The sequence below is a fragment of the Burkholderia sp. AU16741 genome, assembly GCF_002223345.1.
GTDB lineage: Bacteria > Pseudomonadota > Gammaproteobacteria > Burkholderiales > Burkholderiaceae > Burkholderia > Burkholderia sola.
On record NZ_NKEZ01000003.1, the window covers coordinates 797178 to 817970 of the forward strand.

Below are 20793 nucleotides of genomic sequence, written 5' to 3' on the forward strand. Positions count from 1 at the left end.
CGGCTATATGGAATGGCGCGGTGTGCATGCCCGTGAAGCGTGGCAGCGGCAAGCGTTCCACGCTTAAAATGTCGCCTTTGATTGATCGCCCGTGGTGGCCGGAACGGCTGCCGCGGAAGAACGCGCACGGAGCCCCCTTCTGATGGTTACAACTCCCCACTTGCTGGCTGCCGTGGATCTCGGCTCGAACAGCTTTCGGCTGATCGTCGGGCGCGTCGAGGAAACGCCGGCGGGCAGCCAGATCTATCCCGTCGACGCGCTGCGCGAGCCGGTTCGGCTGGCCGCGGGGCTGTCGAGCGACAAGATGCTCGATCGCGCGTCGCAGGAGCGTGGCTGGGAGGCGCTCAAGCGGTTCGGCGAGCGCCTGCGCGATTTCCATCCCGATCACGTGCGCGCGGTGGCAACCAACACGCTGCGCGTCGCGAAGAACGCCGCCGAATTTCTCGGCGAGGCGGAGGCGGCGCTCGGTTTCCCGATCGAAGTGATCGCGGGCCGCGAAGAGGCGCGCCTCATCTATGCGGGCGCCGCGCACTCGGTGCCGGCGAGCGCCGGCAAGCGGCTCGTCGTCGACATCGGCGGCGGCTCGACCGAATTCATCATCGGCTCGCACTACACGCCGATCGTGATGGAGAGCCTCTATATCGGCTGCGTGAGCCATAGCCGCGCCTTCTTCCCGGCCGGCAACGTCGACGAATACACGATGCGGCAGGCCGAGCTCGCGGCCAAGCGCGAGATCCAGATCATTTCGAGCGAATACAAGAAGGCCGGCTGGGACCAGGCGATCGGTTCGTCCGGCACCGCGCGCGCGCTCGCGGAGCTCGTCGAGGCGAACGGCTTCAACGATCCGGGCATCACGCACGGCATTTCGCGCGGCGGCCTCGAGCGGCTGAAGCGTGCGCTGATCAAGTCGGAGAACGTCAACCGGTTGAAGCTGATCGCGCTGAAGCCCGACCGCGTGCCCGTGCTCGCGGGTGGCCTCGCGATCATGCTGGCGGTGTTCGAGGAGCTGGGCGTCGACTACGTCGATACGACCGACGGCGCGCTGCGCCTCGGCGTGCTGTACGACCTGCTCGGCCGGACGCAGCACGAGGACATGCGCGCGGTGACCGTCGAGGGGTTCACGCGCCGCTACGGCGTCGACCGTGCGCAGGCCGAGCGGATCGGTGCGCTCGCCGCGCGTTTCTACGACGAACTCGAGGAAGACGACGAGGAAGCGCGGGAGGAAGGGCGGATGTTCCTCAGCTGGGCCGCCGCGTTGCACGAGATCGGCCTGTCGATCTCGCACAGCGCGTATCACAAGCATTCGGCCTATATCGCGAGCAACGCGGACATGCCGGGTTTCTCGCGCACGGACCAGGCGCGGCTCGCCGCGCTCGTGCTCGGCCATGCGGGCAAGCTCGGCAAGCTGTCGCAGGCGCGCGAGGTCGAGTGGCCGCTGCTGTTCTGCCTGCGGCTCGCGGCGCTGCTGTGCCGGCGCCGGACCGATGCGGGGCTGCCCGATATTTCCGTTTCGCAGATGAAGAAGGGCGGGTACGAGGTGCGCCTGCCGAACGCGTGGGTCGAGCAGAACCCGTTGACCGACTACAGCCTCAGCCAGGAGGCGGCGGAGTGGGAGAAAGTCGGTATCCCGTATCGCGTGGTTTATACCGGCGCGTGACAGGGCGATAGCGGCCCGATAGCGGGCCCGGAAGGTACGGCGGGTTCCGCTGGAGTGTGCCGATGGCGGCGCCCGTCAGGCGTCGCTCCGTACGATCGTCAGCGGCCGCGCAACGCGGGCGCTGACCGGCCGCTCAATCCGACGAGCAGACGATCGCGGTCAGGAACGGGAAAGCCTGTTTGACGGTTGCGTCGCTGCCGGCCTTGCGCACGGCTTCCTCGACCGCGCTCTTCGTGCCGCGCACGACGACACCGTAAGCCCAGTCGCCGATCGGCTTGCCGTCGCCCGGACGGAAGATCGGGTCGTTCGCCTGATAGCCGAGCACGACGTAGACGCCGAAGCCGTATGCGGTCAGCGAGCGGTTCGTGCGGAACGCATTGACCGAATTCGATTCGACGTGCATCGGCTCCGACTGGATGTCGCCGGCCGCGAGCAGCGGCGCGACGAACTTGTGGCCGGTCGAATGGCAGTCGAGCGCGTCGTCGAGCGCTTTCGCCGACGCAGGGCCGGCGGTGGCGAGCATGAGCAGCGACGCACACAGAGCGGTTTCGAGAATGTTGTTTTTCATGCGCGGATGCGGATTGTTCACACGTATTATCGCGTGTTCCAGCAAGTTCCGTGCGCGGGCTGCGCGAGGAGGCGCGGGCGCGTCGACGCGGCGGTTGGTGCGTGCTCGGCCCGCGCTGCGGCGAGTCCTGAAAAGCGGCAGGCGATTCAAGGGCTCGTAAAAAGCGCCCGTAAACGGAAAAAGGGGTTACACGCTTTTGGCATGTAACCCCTTTGATTCCTTTGGTCGGAGCGATAGGATTCGAACCTACGACCCTCTGATCCCAAATCAGATGCGCTACCAGGCTGCGCTACGCTCCGACGAGCCAAAGATAATAACGTCGAATGGCCGCATCGGTCAATCACGATATGCGGGTAAATGCCGCGGCGGTGAGCGGCCCGCGATTTGCGACAATTCACGGGACAATCGGCCGGCCCGCACGCATGCGCGCGCGACCGCTCGCCGAAGCAAGGAGACATCATGATGAACCTGATCCTGTGGCGCCACGCCGAAGCCGAAGATTACGCGACGAGCGATCTCGCGCGGCAGTTGACCGTGCGCGGCCGCAAGGACGCGCAGGCGATGGCCAAATGGCTGCGCGGCCGGCTCGAGACGAATACCGTGATCCTCGCGAGCCCGGCGGCGCGCACCGTGCAGACCGTCGAGGCACTGACCGACCAGTACCGGACCATCGACGCGCTCGCGCCGGGCGGCAGCGTCGACGACGTGCTGGCGGCGGCCGGCTGGCCGGAAGGCATCGCGCCGACGGTCGTGATCGTCGGCCACCAGCCGACGCTCGGCAGCGTCGCCGCGCAATTGATCGCCGGCGACGACGACAGCTGGAGCGTCAAGAAGGGCGGAATCGTGTGGCTCGCGAGCCGCACGCGCGACGGCAGCCGGCAGGCCGTGCTGCGGGCGGTTTTGACGCCCGAACTCGTGTAAAGCTTGCCTGAATGGGTTTGAAGGGATTGATCATACGGTTTTGCAAGCTTTCTGCTAAAGTCAATTCGGCGACACGTCATTGAAAAGACATGGTCGTGCCACGTAACGGTCACGGCCGGTTACTACATTGGCGGGCATGTCGTCCTATTCCTTACGATCAGGAAAGCCTAATGCGAGAACTGCCGACGCCTACGCTCCCTTTTGCCTCGCTGCCCCTCGACACGTCGCGGCGCCACCTGCCGCGCGCCAGTGAAACCGTCACATCGGAATATCGCCTGCGCGCCGCATGGGCGCGTACGGAAGACGAATTGCGCGAAGCCCAGCGCCTGCGCTACAGCGTGTTCGCCGAAGAAATGGGCGCGCAGGTCAGCGGCCCGTCCGGTCTCGACGTCGATCCGTTCGATGCATATTGCGACCACCTGCTGGTCCGCGATCTCGACACGCTGAAAGTCGTCGGCACGTACCGCGTGCTGCCGCCGCACCAGGCGGCACGCGTCGGCCGCCTGTACGCCGAAGGCGAATTCGACCTGTCGCGCCTCACGCACCTGCGCGGCAAGATGGTCGAGGTCGGCCGCTCGTGCGTGCACAGCGACTACCGCAGCGGCGCCGTCATCATGGCGCTGTGGGGCGGCCTGGGCGCGTACATGATGCAGAACGGCTACGAAACGATGCTGGGCTGCGCGAGCGTGTCGATGGCCGACGGCGGCCACTACGCGGCGAACCTGTACCAGTCGCTGTCGGCGGGCTCGCTGACGGCGCCCGAGTATCGCGCGTTCCCGCACACGGCTTTGCCGGTCGACGAACTGCAGACGGGCACCGTCGTCGCGCCGCCGCCGCTGATCAAGGGTTACCTGCGGCTCGGCGCGAAGATTTGCGGCGCACCGGCCTGGGATCCCGACTTCAACTGCGCGGATTTCCTGACCCTGTTCCGCCTGTCCGACATCAACGCGCGCTACGCCCGCCACTTCCTGGGCTAAGCGGTCTGAACCGCGTCGCGCCGGCGACCTGTGGCGCACGCAAGCGAGCGCCGTCGCGTGGCAAGTCCTGCGCGACGGCGTTCGTGTATCCGGTCCATGGGTGCGTATCGAGCCCCGATAATTTCAGCCACACGCAATGACTACCGTACCGCAGGGCGGTACGTTCGCGCAGCCCTGCAGAAGGGCCGGACGGCCGCGACGCGCTCAGTGCTTGCGCCGCCAGTCGAGCAGGTGGTGTTCCGCCATCCAGTCGTGGATCATCCCTTCGCCTTCGTGGCTGCGCTTGTATTCGCGCGACTCGAAGTACGACAGGGCGGCCAGCACCATCAGACCGATGAACAGGCCGATCAGGCCCGCGATTTCTTCAGACGACATGGCAGCCTCCTTTCAACGGCACAGCGCCATGCGTACATAGTAGGACATGCGCGGCGCAACCCCGAAACCGGATTTCCGCTAGACTCGGCGCGGTCCCGGCGTGCGATGGGCGCGCCGTTTTCCGGAGCCTGACCTGATGACCCGTTTCATGCTGGCCGTGCTGGCCGCGTCCCTCCTTGCCGCCTGCAGCAGCGATCCGCGCCAGGCGCGCCGCGGCCACCCGCCGGAAGATCCCGCCGACTATCACGGTGTGCCGACCGACATGACGCCGCCATCGATGCTCGACGCGCCGTCGCCGAAGCCGGTGCAGTAACACTCGGCCGGCCCGCCGTCACGCGCGGGCCGCGGACGCGGCCTGCGGGTCGGCGCCAATGCGTCGCAACAGCGCGGGCAGGTAGCGCGCGAGCGTCGCGCCGCGCGCGGCCATGAACAGCAGCAGTGCGAACCAGAGGCCGTGATTGCCGAACGTTCCGACGGCTGCGAGCGTGGCCGCGATGAAGATCGACAACGACACGACCATCGCGCGCATCAGCGATTGCGTCTGCGTCGCGCCGATGAACACGCCATCGAGCAGGAAACCCCAGACCGACACGATCGGCGAGATCGCGGCCCACGGCAGGTAGCGCAGCGCGACGGCGCGGGTTTCGGCCTGGTCGGTCAGGCGCGCGACGATCCAGCTCCCCGCTGCCCAGTAAACGAGCGCGAACAGCAGCGCGCCGAGTGCCGACCAGAACAGCGTGACGCGCACGGCTTGCCGGAATGCGCGGCGATCGCGCGCGCCGGCCGCCGCGCCGACGAGTGCCTCGGCCGCATGTGCGAATCCGTCGAGGCCGTATGCCATGAAGGTCTGGAAATTCAGCAGCAGCGCATTCGCGGCAAGCGTCGCGTCGCCTTGTTTCGCGCCGAGATGCGCGAACCACCCGAACGCGCCGAGCAGGCACAGCGTGCGCAGGAAGATGTCGCGATTGAGCGCGATCAGCCGCCTGAGCGCGGCGCGGTCGGCAAGCGCGCGTACCGCGAGCGGCGCCAGGCCGCGCGGCCGCAGCCGCCACAGCATCCACGCGCCGAGCGCGAAGCCGCATGCGTCCGCCGTGGCGGTCGCCGCGCCGATACCCGCGATGCCCCAGCCGAAGCCGTACACGTAGAGCAGCACGGCGGCGATGTTCACCGCGTTGATGAACACCTGCGCGACGAGCGCGAGGCGGACGCGCTGCATGCCGAGCAGGTAGCCGAGCACCACGTAATTCGCGAGCGCGAACGGTGCGCTCCAGATCCGTGCATGGCTGTATGCGAGGGCCGTCGCACGGACCGCATCGCTGCCGCCGAGCGCGGAAAGCGCGAACGACAGCAGCGGCACCTGCAGCGCCAGTACCGCGGCGCCGAGCGCGAACGCGACGATCAGCGCGCGCAGCAGGTTCAGGCGGATCCCGGCGGCGTCGCCGGCGCCATGTGCCTGCGCAACGAGCCCGGTCGTCCCCATCCGCAGAAAGCCGAAGCCCCAGAACACGAAATTGAAGAACAGCCCGCCGAGCGCGACGCCGCCGAGATATTGCGCGCCGTCGAGGTGGCCGGCGACGGCCGTGTCGACGGCGCCGAGGATCGGCTGGGTCAGGTTCGCGACGACGATCGGGAACGCGAGCGCGAGGACGCGCCGATGCGTGACGGCGGCCGACGCGCCGCCGGCCCCGTGCGGTAAGGCGGAGTCGGACATGGCGGACGCGTCAGGCGCGTTCCTGCACGCAGACCCACGGCGACACGACGACCGCCCACAGCTCCGGATTGCGCGCCGCGTAGTCGGCGGCGGTCTCGGCCGGCATGCGCGCGACGAGGCCGGACGACAGCCAGCGCGTGACCTGTTCGGCGTCGTCGCTGGCGACGGCTTCCGCGACGCTGACGAGATCGAGGTCGCGTGCGATCGACAACAGCTTGCCCTGCGCGAAGAAGCGCTCGAGATCGCACCAGTCGATTTTGGCGGTCTCGCCGAGGAGTTTGGCGTAGAGCGGGCTGTGCGACGCGCCCGCGGTGGCGTGTTGATCAGAGGACATCGGTTTCTTGGAAAGGCTGCGTGGCGCCACTATAAACCATCCGGCCGGGCGGGCCGAGCGCGGCCGGGCCGCTCACGCATCGCGCAGCGCGCGGCGCACGATCTTGCCGGTCGCGGTCATCGGCAGGCTGTCGACGAACGCGATCGCGCGCGGATACTCGTGCGCGGCGAGCCGTGTGCGCACGTGCGCCTGCAGCGCGCTGACGAGGGTGTCGTCGCCGACGTGGCCGGGGTTCAGCACGACGAACGCTTTGACGATCTCGGTGCGCGTCGCATCGGGCACGCCGACGACGGCCGCCATTCGCACCGCCGGATGCGTGAGCAGGCAGTCCTCGATCGGGCCCGGGCCGATCCGGTAGCCGGCGCTCGTGATCACGTCGTCGTCGCGGCCGACGAAGCGCACGAAACCGTCCGCGTCGATCGTGCCCGTATCGCCGGTGAGCAGGTAGTCGCCCGCGAACTTGTCGTGCGTCGCGCCGGGGTTGCGCCAGTATTCGAGAAACATCACCGGGTCGGGGCGGCGCACCGCGATGCGGCCTTCGGCGCCGGGCGGCAGCGGCGTGCCGTCCGCATCGACGATCGCGACCGCATGACCGGGTACCGCCTTGCCGATCGCGCCGGGTTGCGCATCGAACAGCGCCGCACACGACGACAGCACCATGTTGCACTCGGTTTGCCCGTAGAACTCGTTGATCGTCACTCCGAGCGCGTCGCGGCCCCACGCGGTCAGTTCGGTGCCGAGCGATTCGCCGCCGCTCGCGACCGATTTCAGCGACAGCGCGTAGCGTTCGCGCGGCGCCGCGACGGCGCGCATCAGCTTCAGCGCGGTGGGCGGCAGGAACGCGTGGGTGACGCCGTGCCGCGCCATCAGCGCGAACGCCGCGTCGCCGTCGAATTTCTCGAAGCGGCGCGCGAGCACCGGCACGCCGTGATGCCATGACGGCAGCAGCACGTCGAGCAGCCCGCCGATCCATGCCCAGTCGGCCGGTGTCCAGAACAGGCGTGCGTCGCGCGGGAAGCACTGCTGCGACATCTCGACGCCCGGCAGGTGGCCGAGCAGCACGCGATGCGCATGCAGCGCGCCTTTCGGCTTGCCGGTCGTGCCGGACGTATAGATGATCACGGCCGGATCGTCGGCGGCCGTATCCGCGGGCACGAAATCCGGCGCTTCGGCGGCGAGCGCCGCGTCGTAGCGCAGTACGCCCGGCGCGTCGGGCGCATCGTCGCCGATGCAGTAGACGGTATGCAGCGCCGGCAGTTGCGCGCGCAGCGGCGCGATCTTCGCGTAGCCGGCCGCGTCCGTGACGAGCGCGGCGGCCTCGCTGTTCGCGAGCCGGTACTCGAGCGCATCGACGCCGAACAGCGTGAAGAGCGGCACCGCGATCGCGCCGAACTTGTACGTGGCAAGGTGGGCGATCGCCGTTTCGGGGCCTTGCGCGAGAAAGATGGCGATCCGGTCGCCGCGCCGCAGGCCGGCGCGCGCAAAGCTGTTCGCGAGCCGGTTAGAAGCATTCCTCAGGTCCTCGAACGTGACGCGGAAAACGTCGCCTTGCGCCGTTTCGTGGATCAGCGCGAGGCGTCCGCTGCCGTCGGCCCATTTGTCGCACACGTCCACGCCGATGTTGTAGCGCGCCGGAATGCCCCACTGGAAGCGGGAGAGGAGCTGGTCGTAGCAATCGGCGGCGGGCAGCATCGCATGGTCTCCGGGTGTCGAGCGTGGCGTCGGGTGAACGGCTTACATCAGGAATTCACGTAGACGAATCGACAATGGTGTTTCCTGATAGGGAATGTTCGGACTCGTCCAATAGGTGAGGCTCAGTGCACGATTCGACAATGACGCATAACATCAAGACAAAACAGTGGTGTGACCATGGATTTGCTTCTGATAGCTGCGGGGTTCAGCCTGATTGGAATCGGGGTGCTGGTGGCGTTTGCTCGTCACGTCGATCCGTTGTCCGGCCGTTTCACCGGACGTCTGCGCAAGCGCTGACTTGACTTTTTCCGTTTTCGACGCGACGGCACGCGATGCGCGCCGGCGTCGCGTGCCGTCTGTCGCGCGCTCAGCGCGCCGGCAGGTAGCGTGACGGATCGATCGAGCGGCCGCCGTAGCGCAGCTCGAAATGCAGCGCGACGCGATCGCTGTCGCTGTTGCCCATTTCCGCGATCGATTGCCCTTGCGTGACCGACTGGCCTTCCTTCACCAGCAGCGCGCGGTTGTGCGCGTAGGCCGTCAGGTAATCGGCGTTGTGCTTCAGGATGATCAGGTTGCCGTAGCCGCGCAGCCCGTTACCGGCGTAGACCACGACACCCGGCGCGGCCGCGACCACCGGCGTGCCCGGCGAATTCGCGATGTCGATGCCCTTCGATTTCGAGCCGTCGAACGTGCGCACGACGTTGCCGGCCGCCGGCCAGATCAGCGCAATGCTCGTGGCCGGCTTCACGGCCGATTCGACCGGCGCGGACGGTGCCGGGCGGGCGCGGCCCGCGCTGCCGGTGCCGGTGGTCGACGGCCTCGACGCGGTGGTCGTGCCGGGCGGCGGTGCGATGCGCAGCACCTGGCCGACTTCGATCGCGTCGGGGTTCGTCATCTGGTTCCAGCGCACGATGTTCTGTACCGACGTGCGGTTGTCGCGCGCGATCTTGTACAGCGTGTCGCCACGCTCGACGCGATAGAACCCGGGGCCGACGGGCGCGGAGCCGCACGCGACGAGCAGGGCGGCGCAGGCGGCTGCGAAGAGTCGCTTCGTTGTTGTTCCGAACATTGAACCTCGCAAAACCCCGCCGCGCGTGACGCGGCAGGCAACACAAAACGTCAGATTTTAACGGGTTCGACCCGCGCACCGCAGTTTCGGTGGCAGGTGCGGCTCCGCGCCCCGGTTCGGTGCGTGTCGAATCAGCCGGCGAGCGGCGCAACGCGGATCCGAAGCGTGGCCGTTTCGGTCGCGCCCGGCGCGAGCATCCGCAGCCCGCGGCCGTTGTGGATCGCATCGGGCAGGCCGAGCCACGGTTCGACGCAATAGAAATCCGAATCCGGCTTTTCGGTCCACGTCGTGACCGCGTACCACGGGATCGAGCCCGGCACGTCCAGTGCGATGTCGATCGTGCGGCGGCGGCCCGGCATCACGATGCGCACCGGCGCGGACGGCTGGCCGTCGAGGCAATGGAACCGATCGAGGATGTCCGGATCGTCGAGGCGATAACGGGCCTGGCCCGGTTCGGACGGGCTGATCGAACCGTCCTCGCGCTGTTGGCAACGGTGCGTCGGCGGCAGCTCGAGGACGGTGTCGGCCCGCTCGCCGTGCGGCAGCGCGAAATAGAAATGGTGGCCGGCGTAATAGGGCAGCGGCGTGTCGCCGCGATTGGTCGTCGTCAGCGCGACGTCGAGCGTATGCGCGTCGGCCAGCCGGTAGGTCGTTTCGAACCGGAAATCGAACGGGTAGCTCGCACGCAGCGCGTCGTTCGCGTCGAGCGTCATCGACAGCGCGGCGCCGTCGGCCGACGGGTGCGCGTCGAATGGCAGATCGCGCGCGAAACCGTGCATCGGCAGGTCGCGGACGACGCCGGCCGCGTCGCGCCAGCGGCCGATCTCGCCGTCGACGCGGTGGCGGCCGAGGAACGGGAACAGCAGCGGATTGCCGCCGCGCACGCGGGCGAGGTTGCTCCAGTCGGCGGTTTCCGGCCAGAAGATCAGCGGTTCGCCATCGACGTGCCAGGACAGGAGGCGGCCGCCGAATTGCGGGGCGACCCGGACGAGCGACGGGCCGGCGTGAAGTTCGTGGATGTCGTGTTGCTGGAAGATCGGCATGGCGAATCGGGTTGGGCGGGTGAGGGGAGCAACGTGCGTTCCATTATCGGGCCGCGGCCGCTCGGGGAAAACCCTTCTCGGGAAATTGCGAGTTTTTAACACTGTCAACCGTCGGGATAATGCCTCTAAACCGGTGATGTTGCCGGGTCATGACACTTCGTGGAGGGGGCCATGGATCTGGCAATGGCAATGGGAATCGCACTGTTCGGCATGTTTACCGGCAGCACGGTATTATTTTTCTATCAGCTCGGCCGCTGACGGCAATTCCTGCCGAAGTCGACAGGCCCGCCATGCAAATGGCGGGCTTTTTGCTTTCTGCTCGCTTACAAATTGCAAGTGTTTGTGTGCATCGCCGCAATATCCTGCCAAATGCCTTGGCGCAGTAATCCTGGCTCGGCATAATCGGGGCGCGTTTTTCAGGACGCGCATCGCGTCGTCCGCCTTCCTTCCGCTTAATCTTCACTAAAAGGACCGATGCGTGAGCCTCTGGTTTCTGGTATTCCTGAGCGTCCTGCAGGGCGTCACCGAACTCTTCCCCGTCAGCAGCCTTGGCCACACGCTGCTCGTGCCGGCGCTGTTCGGCATGCACATCGACAAGCACGCGCCGCAACTGCTGCCATTCCTCGTCGCGCTCCATCTGGGCACCGCGCTGGCGCTGCTGTGGTACTTCCGCGCGCGCTGGATCGCGCTGATCGGCGGCTTCTTCGCGCAACTCGGTGGCCGCAAGAACGACGACGGGCACCTGATGTGGGCGCTGATCATCGGCACGATCCCGACCGGCATCGTCGGTCTGCTGCTCGAGAAGCGCATCGAGCGCGTGTTTCACGATCTGCGGATCGTCGCGGTCGCGCTGATCGTCAACGGCGTGTTGCTGTGGGTCGGCGATCGCATCCAGCGTAGCCGCGCGCATCAGCCGCCCGAGAAGATGACCTTCAAGCAGGCGTTCTTCGTGGGCCTCGCGCAGATCGGCGCGCTGATTCCCGGCTTTTCGCGCAGCGGGCTGACGATGATCGCCGGCAACGTGGCCGGCCTGACGGCGGAGAAGGCGGCGGAATTCTCGTTCCTGCTCGGCACGCCGATCATCTTTGCCGCGGGCGTGCTGGAATTGCCGAAGCTGTTCCATGCGCGCGACCAGCTCGCCGATGCGCTGCTCGGCGGCGTGCTGACGGCGATCGCCGCGTATCTGAGCGTGCGGTTCCTGATGCGCTATTTCGAAGGGCGCGGCCGGCTCGCGTCGTTCGGCGTGTATTGCGTGATCGCCGGCGTGTTCTGTCTCGGCTGGTTCATGCTGCATCCGCAGCCGGTTTGATGCCGTGGGCACCGGTCTCGCGTGATCTGGTGCGATGATCGGGTATAATTTCGGGCTCGGCTTCATGCCGGGCCCGTTTTGTTTCGGGGGTTTGAGGTGTCGTGGGGCAGTGGGCGGTGCTGCTGCTTCGTGACTCAAAAGCCCGTGCCGAATGCGGTCCGCGTCACGCCGTGTCTTTTCTCCCCGACCGCCCTTAGCTCAGTTGGATAGAGCAACGGCCTTCTAAGCCGTAGGTCACACGTTCGAATCGTGTAGGGCGGGCCAGTCAAATCGAAGGTCTGCGCCATGCCTGCCATCCAGAAGGCCAGTCGCAATCGTGCATTGCCGCGCTTGGAGAGTTGCTCGCGTGTAACGTCGCGCCCGCTTTGGCACTGTTTAGCGGCGTAATTGTCACCACGCGCGTAAACGGCCTTTGCGGTCGAATTGGCGCTAAAACAGGCCACCCATCACCCCAGGCTCCCAGTTCGTAATCACCAGCTCGCCGCTTGTATCCGGCCGCCCATGTCTATTGGCGACCGAGTAGCGAATGTCCAGCTCAAGCATGTGGAAGCCATCAAACGCCCTCCGGATGTCCGGATGGTCGTTGATCGACACCGTGACCTTGCCGCGCGCCTTGCGCATCAGCGCGGCCATCGCCTCATACTCCCCAGAATCGAACGGCACCCCGCAGCCTTCTGTCTGCCAGTACGGCGGGTCCAGGTAGATGAAGGTGTGCGGCCGATCGTACCGTTTCACGCACTCGCGCCAAGGCAGGTTTTCGACATGCGTTCCAGCCCAGGCGTAGATGGGCCGCTGAGAGCTGCTCCTCGATCCGCAACAGGTTGACCGACGGCGCGGTCGTAGCGGTCCCGAACGTCTGGCCGGCCACCTTCCCACCGAAAGCATGGTGCTGTAGGTAGAAGAACCGGGCAGCACGCTGGATGTCCGTCAGGGTTTCCGGTCGCGTCATCTGTTGCCATGAATACTTGCCGGCTGCTGATCGCCCATTTGAACTGGCGCACGAACTCTTCGAGATGGTGCTGGACGACACGGTACAGGTTGACCAACTCGCCGTTGACATCATTGATGACCTCGACGGGTGCCGGCACAGGTCGGAGGAAGTACAGCGCAGCGCCACCGCAGAACGCCTCGACATAGCATTCGTGCGGCGGAAACAGCGGGATGAGTTTATCGGCCAGCCGGCGCTTACCGCCGAGCCAGGGGGACGATCGGTGCTGACGATTCCAATTGTTTACCTTCTCGATCCCGGAGAGATAGCCTTACGCCGCCTCTGCAGGGGTAGCGTGGGCTTGCCGGATTCGCAGGCATCGACTGCGGTTGCGGGGCGGGTCGGGTGTTCACAGCACCAGGCACGTCGCCACGCTCTTTCTCGACATCAATATCTTCCAACGGTCCTACGGTAACGGGCGACCATCGAGTCGAGCGTCGATTACTGTCGCGCGCGCCTACGCAGCGCTGCCCCGTAGTTTTGCACTGCTTCAAGCCAATACACTAACTTTCGCTTGAGCGCTCCAGCGACAGGCTTTTCCACGCCAACATGCAATAACAGCGAAAAGCCGATTGCCGTCGCTATGACCGCCCAGAACAAGACGTTGCGGTCGATCGCGCTGCCGACGATGTTGAAAAGCATGTAACCAACGTTCTGGTGGATCAAGTAAAGCGGGTAGCTGACTGCACCGAACCAGACCCATCGTCGACTCGTTAAAATCGGCGTCCGGCGAAGCGCGAGAATGAGCAGCACCACAAAAAACGATGTCATCACAACCGCCACGATCACTGGATTCAGATCCGGCCCGAAATGCTCGCTGAAGTACGGCAAGAGCTGAAGTTCCTGATATAGCGATAGCGCCCAGGCTGCACATACGAGCGTGATCCGCGATCGCGATAGGCCGTGTGCCCGGATGAGGAAGCACGCTGCACCGGCAATGAAGAAACCTGCGTAATCCGTCACCAAGAAGGTCTTGAGCTTAATGAACGGGAACGCCTCGACGAGCACGGTGGCAACTAGCCAACCGAACAACCATCGCTCTGATCGACCGATTTGGCCGATGATCAGCACGATCGCGACCAACCGATAGAACCGCAATTCTGTGCCGAGCGACCAGTACGCACCGTCGATCGGGTCCGCGCCGAAACCGCCACCGAGCGTCAACATATTCACGACGTATTGCGGCCACGTCGCCGTGAAGCGGTCTCCACCAATTGCGAGCGTCACAAGGAAGGTGACCGTGCAACAAACCCAAAACGCCGGCAGCAAGCGCGCTGCGCGCGACGCGATGAATTTTTTGATGCTCGCGTCGCCGGCCGTCATGAGGATGACAAAGCCGCTGATCATAAAAAACAGATGCACACCGAGGAAACCGTATCGAGCGAGCGGTTCCATCGGCGGATAGTGCATGGTGGTCAGGTCATCGGCAGCATAGCCCCGGAATGCATAGTGAAAAAACACGACAGCAAGGGCGGCGATGAACCGAAGCAAATCAAGCTCGGGGATTCGGGAAAGCTTCACGGTCTACGATTATTGAGATTCATTGTTTCTGTCGCTGGCCAGTCGACAGGTTCGACTCACGTCGGGCCGATTGTAGCCTAGCGACCATTGCCGACCGCTCGGGGACTAACACGTTTAAGTCGGGTGCGGCGGCTCCGGCCACACTATGTCAAACGGAAATCCGGGCTGGGTCGGTATGTCGCGCAACTTCTGGCGGTACTCCACCCACTGGGCTGCTTGTTCTTGCACCGACCGTGGAGCGTCAGGCGGGACCGCAGTTCGAGTATCGGAGTCGCGAAGGCACGCGTCCCGCTGCTCACGGATGACGATTGCACGAAATTCAGCCTCGTTCGCTGCAAATTCTTTGTGAATCAATTCGTCATCTGGCTGCGGTTCCGGCCGCTTCCACGCAGCGATCCACGGCAGGCCTATAAGCTCACCTGTGTTTTGATCGACAGGCTGACCAACGAGAAAATCCACGCCGTGCAGCGCACCCGGGTACAGCTTCTTGATCGCAGCCATCTCAATCGCGAATTCGAGGTTGGTACGCCGAATCAGGTGCGGTGTGGTGACATCACGTATGTCTGGGCGCAGGGACGTTGGCATTATCTGGCCGTAGTACTCGCCCTGTTCGCGCGTCGGGTTGCTGGCTGGGCGTTTTCGACACGCCCTGATGCCGATCTGGTCGTGCAGGCGTTGGAGATGGCCTATGAGCAACGTGGCCGACCGCAAGGCTTGCTGTTTTCACTCGGATCAAGGCGGCCAATATGCAAGCCGGAAATTCCGTCAGCACCTCTGGCGCTATCGGATACAGCAAAGCATGAGCCGTCGAGGAAATTGTTGGGATAACTCTCCGATGGAGAGGCTGTTCCGCAGCTTCAAGACCGAATGGCTACCGTCAGTGGGCTACATTTCGGCGCAGGAGGCACACCGGGACATCAGCCACTACCTGATGCACCGGTACAACTGGATACGGCCGCATCAGTTCAATGACGGACTGGCGCCGGCGGTTGCGGAAGAAAAACTTAACGCAATGTCCGGGATTAGTTGACCACTACAGTGACAGCTGGTTCGGCGAGGGTATTCATCGGGCGCTCCAGGTCGGGCTCCGGTCCGCGCTCGATCCAAGCTTGTCGGACAGCGAAGGATGTTACAGGGTGGGAATTCTGCATGCGCCTTCTATTTCCTCTCCTAAAAGTACGCAGGCGGCGTTTGTACGGATAGCTCCGGCATTTTCTGCTGTGCGCCCCGCGGCATCGATTGGGCGTCCGGAGCCGCACGCAAATCGACGATGACGGTCATCGGCGGTCCCACGCGACGGAGCACGGGGTTCCCACTGCCGTCGGTCACGAGTTCCCTTCAGCGAGTTTGAATTTTGTCGTAAACAACTTGTATGGACCATTCATCATCGCCCCGGGAACCTCTATGAGAAATATGAAAGTATCTAGCCGCCTGACTATCGGATTCGGGTTATTGACGGCCCTGCTGGTGGCAATCGCCGTGACCGCGTTTTACGGACTGTGGCAATTGAACAACCAACTTGACGCCATTGCGCGAATAAACAATACGGAAGCACGGTTGGCCAACCAACTACGCTCATCGATACAGGATCGCGCGATCGCCGTGCGGAATCTGGCGTTGCTTACCGACCAGCGTGATATGGCTCTGGAGGGCGACCGCATCAAAAAACAGGAGCAGATTTACGCAGACGCCTACCAGAAACTATCGCGTATGTTCGCGGATGAGGCCGGAACGACGGAACGGGAACGGACGCTCATCGCTGCCCTCAAGCAAGACGAGGCAGCAGCACTGCCTCCATTAAGAAAAGCAGCAGAGCTCGGCCTGAACAACGACGCGGCCGGGGCAACCAAGGAACTCTTGCAGAATGCGAGACCCGTGCAGCGGGTATGGCTTGCACGCGCAGTAGAGCTGGCAAATTTCGAAGATCAGCTTAACGAGCAGGCGCAACAAGATGCGACTGCGATGTACGCGAGCGTTCGCGCGCTGATCTCGGCGATCGTTGGCGGATCACTGCTTGTCGCCATCGCGACAACCATCCTCATTGCTCGCAGTATCCTGCGTCAGTTGGGTGGAGAGCCCTCCGTGGCTCAACATGCCGCGGCGCAGATCGCCGGCGGAAACCTCATGGTCGATCTGCCGCTGGCGCGCGGTGACTCATCGAGCTTGATGGCGTCACTCGAGGCGATGCGCGCCAAGCTCACCTCGATCGTTCAGGGCATCAAGGCGTCCGCAGAGTCCATTTCCGTCGCCGCTGCGGAGGTGGCGCAGGGCAATGTCGATCTATCTCAGCGCACGGAAGAGCAGGCTGCCTCGCTCGAAGAAACGGCTGCGAGCATGGAGGAACTCACCTCGACGGTGAGGCAAAACACGGACAATGCTCGTCAAGGAAGCACTTTGGCGGCGGCGGCTTCACAAACCGCTTCGTCGGGGGGAGGCGCCGTGAAGCAGGTGGTCAGCACGATGGAAGACATCGCATCCAGCTCGCACAAGGTGGCCGAGATCATCTCGGTCATCGAAGGTATCGCGTTTCAGACCAATATCCTTGCGCTCAACGCAGCGGTCGAAGCAGCGCGTGCGGGCGAGCAGGGACGAGGCTTCGCAGTTGTCGCGGGTGAAGTCCGAACCTTGGCACAACGAAGTGCGGTCGCGGCGAAGGAAATCAAGGAGCTCATCGGAACATCGGTATCTCACGTCGCGGCAGGTTCAAATCTGGTTTCGAACGCTGGAGCGACAATGGAGGAGATCGTCCGATCGGTGAAACGTGTCACGGACATCATGGGTGAGATCGCCTCCGCCTCTGGCGAGCAGACCACGGGAATCGAGCAAATCAATGTCGCCGTTACCCAAATGGACGAGGTGACCCAGCAGAATGCCGCTTTGGTCGAGCAAGCTACGGCTGCGGCCCAGTCGATGGCCGACCAGGCGGCAAGCCTGAAAGCGGCAGTGTCTATCTTCAAGGTCGACTAGTAGCCACGGCCGGTTCTGGACCGGCCAGCCTTTTATAGACATCTTCGAGCCATAATTTACGGCAACCGAGGAGGTCACAGCCGAGCCACCAGCCGGCGAACCTGCCGCGTCGTCAGTTCCTGCCGTTCCGAGCGAAATGGGGGCGGGCGGATGGGGCAGGAAACGCCTACTTGCGGCAATTCGCCTGACGCGCTTCATTAAGGTCGTTGGCGAAGGCTCGGGCCGAGGTCGCGGTGTCGAAAATGACCAGCTCGTTTGCATCCGGTCGGGCTGCCGCCTCGGCAGGAAAAATGCCGGCCTCTACGATGTAATGGCTGTTCCTGCCAGTGTGCGATTCTATCCAGATGTTTCGTATCGAACAGAGTTCGACGGGGTGTCCAGCGGAGACCTGCCGGGTGCCCTGGACGATCAAATGATTCTGCCCGCTGATGGTCAGACGCGTCGTGATCGGATCGATACCGTAACCGATGACAACCAGTGCGCCGAAAAACGCGGCGACGCCTCCCAGTTCCCAGCGAACGAGCGCGATTGGGGAACGCCAAATGCCCCAAAGCAACAAGGCCACGACACAGATATAGACGGCGACCATCGGCCAATCCGTCACGGAGGGCGCTCTGATGAGCGAATAATCGGCTGCCATGGCGCCGCGCACGTAAAGACCCACGTCCCCGTCGCCGCCAGGTCTCCATAGGCGAAAACCCTCCGCGAGAACCTCGTTGTAGTGGTACCACCCGGTGCCATAACCGCCAATATTCAACCCAAGGATCAGCAACGTGGCGAGCCAGATACTCCGATGGGTCGTTCGAGCCTCTACGGCAATTGATCGCATTGCAGTTCTCGCGCATGTACGGTGTGACAGGCTTGCCCAGCCGAGCGATTCGGGACCAACGGGAAGGGCTTTGTCGAGCATCCCGAAGAAAACTCGAACAAATTGGCAGTCTGCAAGATTCGTCCCGATTCCGCGGCATGGCTGAGCGACGATATCTCGAATTTACCAATATTAGGCCCCTCGGTCGTTGGGGCGAATCAGGTCTGCGGCGGTCTTCGGGCCGCGACAGCGCGGAGCAGCGCGTACTTGCAGCTAACACGGCTCCATGCGTTCCCGGGTCGCCAGCAATCAGCGGTTAGATGATCGACCCGCCGTGCTTGTGCATCTCCGATTTACGCAACAAAGCGACGCATTGACAGCCGTATCGAAATACCGGAAACGCGATCCCGTGCGGTCGCCCGCCGCCTTCCATCGCCGAACGTGTTTCGCGCGACGCCGGGTGGCTACCGAATGCGATATCCGGTCAATAAAGACGGCTGTCCGGCAATAAAAAATTGAACACAAGCGTAAATTGTGCGCGATTCGGAAAATCGTTCCGCCCGACGCCGTAAGACTATTAACGTGGGCAGTGATCACATGGTGCGGAGCCGCGACAATACGCCGACTTCCGGATCTCGATTCACGTGTGAACAGGCATTTCCATAAATACATTTCGACGCTAAATTATTTGAAAACGCTAAAAAAATTGTCTATACCCTAGACGAACGGCTTGATCCGCATCGTACCGAGGCGGGCAGGCAACAAGCGAGCGCGGGTAATGGCGGATTCCATTGCCGCCGAACTCGCGCAGCAGCGATCGAAAGGATTCCGGGGGATGCGAACGGCCCGTCGACAGGCCTGCCGCATGAGTCGTGAATGGGCGAAACGCAGTGAACGCCGCCGAAGCAACGCCGCGTCTTTACATTCAACGGTCGATCAACGACCCCGTCACACGGAGGTTGTCATGCTGCACTACGTCAAATCCCTGCTGCGTGATGAACGCGGCGTCAGCTCGCTCGAATATGCGGTGCTCGCCGGCATCGTCGTCGTCGCGCTGGCGGCGGTCGGGGTGATACTGAGCAGCAACACCGGGGGCCTGCCTGCCGTGTTCACGTCGCTGATGAACAAGGTCACGGCGCTGATCTGATCTTCCTGAACCCGCGCGCCGCCGACGAACACACGGATCCGCAGCGGTACGACGTATCCAGCCGGGGCGCGCCGACGGACGGCTCTCCGATGCTCCATCTCGTACAGTCGGCGGCGACGCTCGTGCTGATGTCGCTCGTGCTGCAGGACGTGCGCACGCGGCGCCTGTCCAACCGCACGGTGCTCGCGTTCGCGATGCTGTATTTCGTCGCGGCCGCGCTCGCGCGTGAAGGGCTCGCGCAGCTCGCCGTTCACGTCGCGACCGCCGCGGCGATGCTGCTGCTGTTCGCCGGACTGCGTCACGCCGGCTGGATCGGCGGCGGCGACGTGAAACTGGCGGCGGCCGTCTTCCTGTGGGCCGGCCCGGCGCTCGCATTCCCGGTGTTGACGGTCGTCGCGGCGAGTGGCCTCGCATGCGGCCTGGCCATGCTCGCGGCCGTTGCGTGGCAGCGTCGCCGCATCGCGCCGTCGCCTGCGATCGACACGCGCGGCGTGCCGTACGGCATCGCGCTCTCGCTCGGCGGCGCACTGGCCGTCTGGGCGCCGTTTCCTCACGCGGTTTCGCTCACCTAGCGGGGACGCACGCCGCCATGTCCAAACCTCTGAGAATGGCCGTGCTGATCATTGCTGCCGCCATCGGTGCGTTCCTCCTGCGCCAGCTCTATGTCGCCGCGTCGACGCCGTCGGCGTCCGGCGCGGCAAGCGACGTCAACGTGCGCGTCGCGGCGGCCGATCTGCCCGAAGGGCTGCTGCTGCGCGACAACGATCTCGCGTGGAAGCGCATGCCGCTGGCACAGGTGCCGGCCGGTGCCTTCGTCGAATCCCAGCCGGGGGCGGACCTCAAGGGCGCGCTGCTGCGCAACCGCGTGGACGCCGGTGCGCCGATTCGCGCGGACAACGTGATCCCGGCCGGCGCGCCGGATTTTCTCGCGGCGGCGCTGCAACCCGGCATGCGCGCGATCTCGGTGCCGGTCGACGACGTGTCGGGCAACGCGGGGCTGATCCAGCCGGGCGACTTCGTCGACGTCGTGCTCACGCAGCAGATCGGCGGCTCCGCGACGACGCCCGGCACGTTCGAAGCCGAGACGGTCGTGCGCCGCGCGCGCGTGCTCGCGGTCGGCTCGGAATTCCAGCGTGCGAAGACGGCCGCGAGCGCACCCGACGCGCCGGTGCGTGCGCGCACGGTCACGCTCGAGGTCGCGCCGCGCACCGCGCAGGTCGTGCTGGTCGCGACACGCCTCGGTTCGCTGTCGCTCGCGCTGCGCAGCTTCGCGACGAGCGACCGCCATCAGGTGGCGGGCGGCGACGAACAGGAGCCCGATACGCCGCCGGTGTGGGCCGGCGACGTATCGCGCGCGTTCCGCGACGCGACGCGGGCGCCGTCGGCGAAGACCGACACGGGCATGCGGCCCGCACCGCAGGGCAACACGGTCGTGATCTATCGCGGCTCGTCGGTGGACGACGGCTCGCGTGGCGGTAGCGGCGGTGGCGGTGGCCTCGGCATGCCGGGCGTTCCGCCGCTGCCGTCCGGCTGGCCGAGCACGCCGAGCACGCCGAGCACGCCGGGCACGCCGGTTGCACCGGCCGCGCCGGCGGTGGGCAATGCGGCCGCCGACACGGCGGCGCAAGTGCCGCGGGCGGCGGTCGCGCAGTGACGCGATGACGAGATGTCGAATCGGAACCGGCCGCTCGGCGGCTGGCATTTGA

At 64.8% G+C, this 20793-nt stretch carries 19 protein-coding genes, 2 tRNA genes and 3 pseudogenes; 11 read left to right on the forward strand and 13 right to left on the reverse strand.

What is annotated here, in order from left to right; translation table 11 throughout:
- Positions 1-142: 142 nt before the first annotated feature.
- Positions 143-1657, forward strand: coding sequence for an exopolyphosphatase (gene ppx, locus CFB89_RS06200; RefSeq protein ID WP_089467142.1), 1515 nt, complete (start codon positions 143-145; stop codon positions 1655-1657).
- Positions 1658-1790: 133 nt separating this feature from the next.
- Here the strand turns inward: ppx and CFB89_RS06205 are convergent, their stop codons facing one another.
- On the reverse strand, positions 1791-2225 hold the full coding sequence (locus CFB89_RS06205; protein WP_089467923.1) for a hypothetical protein: 435 nt from the start codon (positions 2223-2225) through the stop codon (positions 1791-1793).
- A gap of 222 nt (positions 2226-2447) precedes the next feature.
- Positions 2448-2524 (reverse strand) — tRNA-Pro (locus tag CFB89_RS06210).
- A 160-nt stretch (positions 2525-2684) separates the two neighbouring features.
- Here CFB89_RS06210 and sixA point away from each other — a divergent pair.
- Together sixA and CFB89_RS06220 are read left to right on the forward strand one after the other, a co-directional pair.
- A complete protein-coding gene (gene sixA, locus CFB89_RS06215) occupies positions 2685-3146 on the forward strand; it encodes a phosphohistidine phosphatase SixA (RefSeq protein WP_089467924.1) in 462 nt (153 codons plus the stop codon).
- A 170-nt stretch (positions 3147-3316) separates the two neighbouring features.
- A complete protein-coding gene (locus CFB89_RS06220) occupies positions 3317-4123 on the forward strand; it encodes a GNAT family N-acetyltransferase (protein ID WP_034206968.1) in 807 nt (268 codons plus the stop codon).
- A 204-nt stretch (positions 4124-4327) separates the two neighbouring features.
- Here CFB89_RS06220 and CFB89_RS34775 read toward each other — a convergent pair whose 3' ends face one another.
- Positions 4328-4498 (reverse strand): hypothetical protein, encoded by a 171-nt coding sequence (locus tag CFB89_RS34775; RefSeq protein ID WP_179233380.1) that lies wholly within the window; start codon positions 4496-4498, stop codon positions 4328-4330.
- A 136-nt stretch (positions 4499-4634) separates the two neighbouring features.
- Here CFB89_RS34775 and CFB89_RS34780 point away from each other — a divergent pair, with 136 nt between their 5' ends.
- Positions 4635-4811 carry a hypothetical protein gene (locus CFB89_RS34780; RefSeq protein ID WP_089467143.1) on the forward strand — a complete coding sequence of 59 codons (177 nt, stop codon included), beginning with the start codon at positions 4635-4637 and terminating at the stop codon, positions 4809-4811.
- An 18-nt stretch (positions 4812-4829) separates the two neighbouring features.
- On the opposite strand, the gene CFB89_RS06230 is transcribed toward CFB89_RS34780, so the two are convergent.
- From CFB89_RS06230 to CFB89_RS06250, 5 genes are all read right to left on the reverse strand, one after another.
- A complete protein-coding gene (locus CFB89_RS06230) occupies positions 4830-6209 on the reverse strand; it encodes an MATE family efflux transporter (RefSeq protein WP_089467144.1) in 1380 nt (459 codons plus the stop codon).
- A 10-nt stretch (positions 6210-6219) separates the two neighbouring features.
- Complete coding sequence (locus CFB89_RS06235) at positions 6220-6543, reverse strand: DUF2288 domain-containing protein (RefSeq protein ID WP_069617121.1); 324 nt, start codon at positions 6541-6543, stop codon at positions 6220-6222.
- Between the two features lie 72 nt (positions 6544-6615).
- Positions 6616-8235, reverse strand: coding sequence for an acyl-CoA synthetase (locus CFB89_RS06240; protein WP_089467145.1), 1620 nt, complete (start codon positions 8233-8235; stop codon positions 6616-6618).
- Positions 8236-8602: 367 nt separating this feature from the next.
- Positions 8603-9304 (reverse strand): peptidoglycan DD-metalloendopeptidase family protein, encoded by a 702-nt coding sequence (locus CFB89_RS06245; RefSeq protein WP_089467146.1) that lies wholly within the window; start codon positions 9302-9304, stop codon positions 8603-8605.
- A gap of 131 nt (positions 9305-9435) precedes the next feature.
- Positions 9436-10347 carry an aldose epimerase gene (locus tag CFB89_RS06250; RefSeq protein WP_089467147.1) on the reverse strand — a complete coding sequence of 304 codons (912 nt, stop codon included), beginning with the start codon at positions 10345-10347 and terminating at the stop codon, positions 9436-9438.
- Between the two features lie 478 nt (positions 10348-10825).
- Here CFB89_RS06250 and CFB89_RS06255 point away from each other — a divergent pair, with 478 nt between their 5' ends.
- Positions 10826-11656, forward strand: coding sequence for an undecaprenyl-diphosphate phosphatase (locus CFB89_RS06255; RefSeq protein ID WP_089467148.1), 831 nt, complete (start codon positions 10826-10828; stop codon positions 11654-11656).
- A 187-nt stretch (positions 11657-11843) separates the two neighbouring features.
- A tRNA-Arg gene (locus CFB89_RS06260) sits at positions 11844-11920 on the forward strand.
- 59 nt (positions 11921-11979) lie between these two features.
- Here the strand turns inward: CFB89_RS06260 and CFB89_RS35735 are convergent.
- From CFB89_RS35735 to CFB89_RS35740, 4 genes and pseudogenes are all read right to left on the reverse strand, one after another.
- Positions 11980-12099: pseudogene (locus CFB89_RS35735) on the reverse strand (hypothetical protein); the annotation flags it as partial.
- Positions 12086-12900, reverse strand: a pseudogene (locus CFB89_RS06265) (DNA adenine methylase). The pseudogenes CFB89_RS06265 and CFB89_RS35735, both read right to left, overlap by 14 nt.
- Positions 12901-13085: 185 nt before the next feature.
- Positions 13086-14165, reverse strand: coding sequence for an acyltransferase (locus tag CFB89_RS06270; RefSeq protein WP_256979588.1), 1080 nt, complete (start codon positions 14163-14165; stop codon positions 13086-13088).
- 114 nt (positions 14166-14279) lie between these two features.
- Positions 14280-14750 (reverse strand): phage tail assembly chaperone, encoded by a 471-nt coding sequence (locus CFB89_RS35740; RefSeq protein ID WP_373559855.1) that lies wholly within the window; start codon positions 14748-14750, stop codon positions 14280-14282.
- Between CFB89_RS35740 and CFB89_RS06280 the strand changes: the two are divergent.
- Positions 14667-15195, forward strand: a pseudogene (locus CFB89_RS06280) (IS3 family transposase); the annotation flags it as partial. The gene CFB89_RS35740 and the pseudogene CFB89_RS06280 sit on opposite strands and share 84 nt — an antisense overlap.
- A 374-nt stretch (positions 15196-15569) precedes the next feature.
- Positions 15570-17132 carry a methyl-accepting chemotaxis protein gene (locus tag CFB89_RS06285; protein ID WP_089467150.1) on the forward strand — a complete coding sequence of 521 codons (1563 nt, stop codon included), beginning with the start codon at positions 15570-15572 and terminating at the stop codon, positions 17130-17132.
- Between the two features lie 166 nt (positions 17133-17298).
- Here the strand turns inward: CFB89_RS06285 and CFB89_RS06290 are convergent, their stop codons facing one another.
- Positions 17299-18042, reverse strand: a complete 744-nt coding sequence (locus CFB89_RS06290; protein WP_144030066.1) for a hypothetical protein — start codon at positions 18040-18042, stop codon at positions 17299-17301.
- 862 nt (positions 18043-18904) lie between these two features.
- Between CFB89_RS06290 and CFB89_RS06295 the strand changes: the two genes are divergently transcribed.
- The 3 genes from CFB89_RS06295 to cpaB all read left to right on the forward strand — a co-directional run bounded on the left by CFB89_RS06295 (position 18905) and on the right by cpaB (position 20741).
- Positions 18905-19087, forward strand: a complete 183-nt coding sequence (locus CFB89_RS06295) for a Flp family type IVb pilin (protein ID WP_059573845.1) — start codon at positions 18905-18907, stop codon at positions 19085-19087.
- Positions 19088-19176: 89 nt separating this feature from the next.
- Entirely contained in the window at positions 19177-19659 is a 483-nt protein-coding gene (locus CFB89_RS06300) for a prepilin peptidase (RefSeq protein ID WP_089467152.1), read from the forward strand.
- Between the two features lie 17 nt (positions 19660-19676).
- The gene (cpaB, locus tag CFB89_RS06305) at positions 19677-20741 is read left to right on the forward strand and encodes a Flp pilus assembly protein CpaB (RefSeq protein WP_089467153.1); all 1065 of its coding nucleotides are present in this window, start codon (positions 19677-19679) and stop codon (positions 20739-20741) included.
- The last annotated feature ends 52 nt before the right edge of the window (positions 20742-20793 follow it).